This window comes from Acinetobacter sp. YH18001 (assembly GCF_013416975.1).
In the GTDB taxonomy this organism is placed as follows: Bacteria; Pseudomonadota; Gammaproteobacteria; order Pseudomonadales; family Moraxellaceae; genus Acinetobacter; species Acinetobacter pseudolwoffii.
This window is the reverse complement of sequence record NZ_VPEU01000084.1, coordinates 1-4,966: the sequence shown is the minus strand read 5'-3', so window position 1 is coordinate 4,966 and position 4,966 is coordinate 1. Positions and strand designations below refer to the sequence as shown.

Genomic DNA, 4,966 nt, shown 5'->3' with positions numbered 1-4,966 from the left:
CTTGAATTTGCTGCCAGATATCATCGGTGAGAAGAGTACGTGCCATTGAAAAAATATAGAAATCAAAAGAGCTTAAAGGAGGATTTTAAGTATTTAAAACCAATTTTTCAAATGAGGACACGCCCTAATAGTTACAAATAAAATAATTAATTTTTACAAAAAATATACGCCACGCTGTTTTTGAGAGGATTTGAGCACAAATCATAATAGAAATTTCATAGTTTTCTGCTAGTATGCCTGCCGAAAGATTTAATCTTCATAAGTACAGTACATAAATAAGGCGTTAAAATGCTATCTATTGCAGATTTAAAAATTGCGGTGATTGGGTTAGGTTATGTAGGCTTACCACTTGCGGTTGAATTTGGGAAAAAAGTACCTGTAATTGGTTTTGATATCTATCAAAAAAGAATTGATGAACTTAAAAGTGGCCAAGACCATACTTTAGAAGTATCGAAAGAAGAACTCAAACAGGCAAATCAGCTGAGTTATTCAGCAAATTTAGAAGACTTAAAAAGCTGTAACTTTTTTATTGTCACTGTACCGACACCCATTGACGAGTTTAAACAGCCAGATTTAACTCCGCTTGTTAAAGCTTCAACCAGCATTGGCCAAGTGCTGAAAAAAGGCGATGTGGTGGTGTATGAGTCTACGGTATATCCAGGTGCGACCGAAGAAACCTGTATTCCAGTTCTGGAACAGGTATCAGGCCTGAAGTTCAATCAGGACTTTTTTGCCGGTTATAGTCCGGAGCGGATTAACCCAGGCGATAAACTGCACCGCGTGACCAATATTCTGAAAATTACTTCAGGTTCTACCCCTGAAGTCGCTGAGTTTGTCGATCAGGTATATAACCTGGTGATTGAAGCAGGTACCCATAAAGCGACTAGTATTAAAGTGGCTGAAGCAGCAAAAGTGATTGAAAATACCCAGCGTGATGTCAATATTGCTTTGATTAATGAACTGGCCGTGATCTTTAACAAAATGGAAATTGATACCGAAGCAGTATTGCAGGCTGCCGGTACCAAATGGAATTTTTTGCCATTCCGTCCCGGTTTAGTGGGTGGGCATTGTATCGGGGTTGATCCTTACTATTTAACCCATAAGGCACAGTCTATCGGTTATCACCCTGAAATTATTCTGGCAGGTCGTCGTCTGAATGATGGCATGGGGGCGTATGTGGTTACCCAGCTGGTCAAGGCCATGATCAAGAAAAAAATTCAGGTCGAAGGTGCCAAGGTTCTGGTTTTAGGCTTAAGTTTTAAAGAAAACTGTCCGGATATTCGTAATACCAAAATTATTGATATTGTCAATGAACTGACAGAATACAATATTGCTGCCGATGTGTATGACCCATGGGTGGATGCAAGCGAAGCTCAACATGAATACGGAATTACTCCAGTCGCAAATCTGGAACAGGATCAGTATGATGCTGTGATTCTGGCCGTTGCCCATGATCAGTTTAAAGCTATGGGCACTGAAGCATTACGTGCCTTGGGCAAGTCAGCACATATTTTATATGACCTGAAATATGTACTGGATCATTCTGAATCTGACCTTCGTCTGTAATTTATAGGGACCATAAATATGAGCCAATATCAAACTGTATGCGAGCAATTACAACAAGCACCAAAAACCTGGTTAATTACCGGTGTGGCAGGCTTTATTGGCTCAAATTTACTGGAAACCCTATTAAAGCTGAACCAAAATGTGGTGGGTCTGGATAATTTTGCTACAGGTCATCAGCATAATCTGGATGAAGTGCAAAGTCTGGTCAAGCCTGAACAGTGGGCAAACTTCAAGTTTTATAAAGGTGATATCCGTAATTTTGAAGATTGTCAGACAGCCTGTGCAGGAGTGGACTATGTGTTGCACCAGGCCGCTTTAGGTTCTGTACCACGTTCGATTGCTGACCCGATTACCACCAATGCAGCCAATATTACCGGCTTTTTAAATATGCTGACTGCTGCACGTGATGCAGAAGTAAAAAGCTTTACCTATGCCGCCAGCAGTTCGACTTATGGTGACCATCCGGCACTGCCTAAAGTCGAAGAAAATATTGGTAAGCCACTTTCGCCTTATGCTGTTACCAAATATGTAAATGAGCTGTATGCTGAAGTATTCGCACGGACTTATGGTTTTAAAACTATTGGGTTGCGTTACTTTAATGTCTTTGGTAAACGCCAAGATCCGAATGGAGCCTATGCAGCAGTCATTCCAAAATGGACAGCAGCCATGATTGCCGGTGATGACGTTTTCATTAATGGTGATGGTGAAACCAGTCGTGATTTCTGTTTTATTGAGAACACGGTGCAAGCTAATATTCTGGCAGCAACTACACAAAATGATGAAGCTAAAAACCAGGTTTATAATGTGGCAGTGGGGGATCGTACCACCCTCAATGATTTGTTTAATACCATTAAAGCTACGTTAAATAACAATGGTGTGATTTATACGAAAGAGCCTATATATCGGGATTTCCGCACTGGTGATGTTCGACATTCACAAGCCAGTGTGGAAAAAATACAGAAATTACTAGGCTATGATGCGAAATATAATATACAAGATGGAGTTGATTTAGCAATGGGTTGGTATAGTGTTAGACTTTAATTGTTGAAATTAATATGCTTGATAAGCGAGTTATTAAAAATGCAGCATTCTTATATTTAAGAATGCTGTTATTAATCGTAATTACTCTTTTTACAACTAAATTATTATTAGAGTATTTAGGTGTTATTGATTTTGGTGTTTACTCTTTGGTTTGGGGGGTAGTTTTAATTTTAGGGTTTTTTAATAACTCTGTAACTAACTCCGTCCAAAGATTTTTAAATATAAGTTTAGCAAATAAAGATACGGTTAAACTTATTAAAATTTATAGTGTAAGTAATGTCGTTTTTTTTACTTTAGGTGCGTTGCTTTCTTTAGTTTTGATCCTTTTTAAGGATATATTATTTTTTAAATTTTTAAATATACCTGCCGATAGAATAGATGTTGCTTATCAAATTTATTATTTAATGATTGGAAGTTTTTTTATAAATTTTTTATCGTTAAACTTTCACTCTTGTTTGATTTCAATGGAGCGATTTTCATTTTATGCATTTATAACAGTATTTGAGGGTTTGTTAAAATTATTTTCAGTTTCTTTATTATATTTTTTCCCAGAAAAATTATATCAATACAGTTTATTTTTATTAATTTCAAGTTTTATTGTTTTTGTAATTTTATTTTTATATTGTCGGTTTAAAATTTATTTTTGTAAATTTCAGTTGGCTAGAGATTTATCAAGTTATAAAGAGATATAAGGTTTTATTTCTTGGAATGTTTTTGGTAGTTTTGGTGTTGTTATTAGTGCTCAAGGTAATCCTTTGGTTGCTAATATCTTTTATGGTGTAATTATTAATGGTAGTTTAAGCATTGCGAATCAATTAAATGCTTTAATTGGCACGGTTACAAGTAATTTTCAAAAAGCATTTTCACCTTATTTGATGAAAAATTACGTTAACAATAATAGTGTGGATGTTAAAATTTTTGCACTGACAAAAGTTAGCGTTATATTTTATGCAATCACTGGGTTGCCATTAATTTTTTATACTGATGATTTGTTGTTATTGTGGTTAAATAAAGTTCCTGAGTATGTTAGGGGGATTGTTCAAATAGCCGCTGTAATTTCATTATTAGAGGTATTAGCTGGGCCCTTATGGATGCTGATTCAAGCTGAAGGTAATATTAAGCGCTATCAATTGTGTGTGTTTTTTGTAATGATTTTTAGTGTTCCATTATCTTATTTGCTACTTTATTTAGGTTTTAATATTTACCATGTCTGGTATATGTTGCTTTTATTAAATTGCATTCTTTTATTTCTGAGAATTTATTTTGTTAATCAAATAGTTGGTAATGATTTTTTTGCTAATTATTTAAAATCTGTTTTATTGCCTACATTTGAATTTTTAACTATAAGTTCACTGTGCTTTTTAATATTGAGTTCGTTTAATGTTAATCAAAGTTTTTTAACTTTGATGTTTTTGAACTTGGTTGGTATATTTTTTATATTAGTCGTAGCATATTTTTTATTACTGGATAAGTATCAAAGAGAAAGTGTTTATCAATTAATGAAAAAATTTCGAAGATAAAGTTAAGGATAAATTTTGTAATGAAATACTCTATTATGACTTATGCTGAAGGTGGCCGTTGGTTTAATATTGGCGATTATATTCAGAGCTTGGCTGCTAAGCAGTTTTTACCTCAGGTTGATAGTTATGTAAACCGTGAGCGTTTAGGGCAGTATAATGGTGAGCAATCTCAAATTATTTTGAATGGATGGTTTACGCATCATCCTGAAACTTGGGTACCTTCAGCTCAATTACATCCTTTATTTGTATCTTTACATATTAATAGTTCGGCTGCAGATCGTATGCTTAGTGAGTCGGGTATTACATACTTGAAGAAGCATGAGCCAATAGGTTGTCGTGATCATTACACTGTTAGATTGTTGGAAAGTAAGGGCATAAAAGCTTATTTTACTGGCTGTCTTACATTGACGTTAGACTCCTATGCTAAAAAAGATTCTACACAAAATGATGGAAAAATTTATATTGTTGATCCTTTATACGGTTTTCCAAATAAAGATCGTATTTTTATTAATGCAAAAAGTTTTATTAAAGGCGTCATCAAAGGTCATATTTTAAATATAAATTCAGCAAATGAATTTATGCAAAAAATATTTAATAAGAGTTTGTTGGATAAGGCTGAATATATTAAACAAGAGTTACCAAAAGATACTTATACAGAAGATGAAAAATTTATTCTTGCTGAAGAGTTATTGAAAAAATACTCAACAGCTAAATTAGTCATTACTTCTCGTATTCATTGTGCTTTGCCTTGTTTAGCATTAGGAACACCTGTTATTTATTTAAATGGTTTTGAAAAAGAATTTGATGCCTGCCTAAGTGACAGTATAAAGAAAAATGGC

5 protein-coding genes are annotated in these 4,966 nt (G+C 34.3%); all 5 read left to right on the top strand.

What is annotated here, in order from left to right:
• The first annotated feature begins 288 nt into the window (after positions 1-288).
• A complete protein-coding gene (tviB, locus tag FTV48_RS14060; RefSeq protein WP_180000730.1) occupies positions 289-1,566 on the top strand; it encodes a Vi polysaccharide biosynthesis UDP-N-acetylglucosamine C-6 dehydrogenase TviB in 1,278 nt (425 codons plus the stop codon).
• Positions 1,567-1,584: 18 nt separating this feature from the next.
• A complete protein-coding gene (locus FTV48_RS14055; RefSeq protein WP_180000729.1) occupies positions 1,585-2,607 on the top strand; it encodes an NAD-dependent epimerase/dehydratase family protein in 1,023 nt (340 codons plus the stop codon).
• Between the two features lie 14 nt (positions 2,608-2,621).
• The gene (locus FTV48_RS15040) at positions 2,622-3,299 is read left to right on the top strand and encodes a hypothetical protein (RefSeq protein ID WP_257222976.1); all 678 of its coding nucleotides are present in this window, start codon (positions 2,622-2,624) and stop codon (positions 3,297-3,299) included.
• Between the two features lie 63 nt (positions 3,300-3,362).
• Positions 3,363-4,127, top strand: a complete 765-nt coding sequence (locus tag FTV48_RS15035) for a hypothetical protein (protein WP_257222975.1) — start codon at positions 3,363-3,365, stop codon at positions 4,125-4,127.
• Positions 4,128-4,147: 20 nt separating this feature from the next.
• Positions 4,148-4,966 (top strand): polysaccharide pyruvyl transferase family protein (locus FTV48_RS14045; RefSeq protein ID WP_180000728.1); only part of this gene is annotated, 819 nt, incomplete at its 3' end.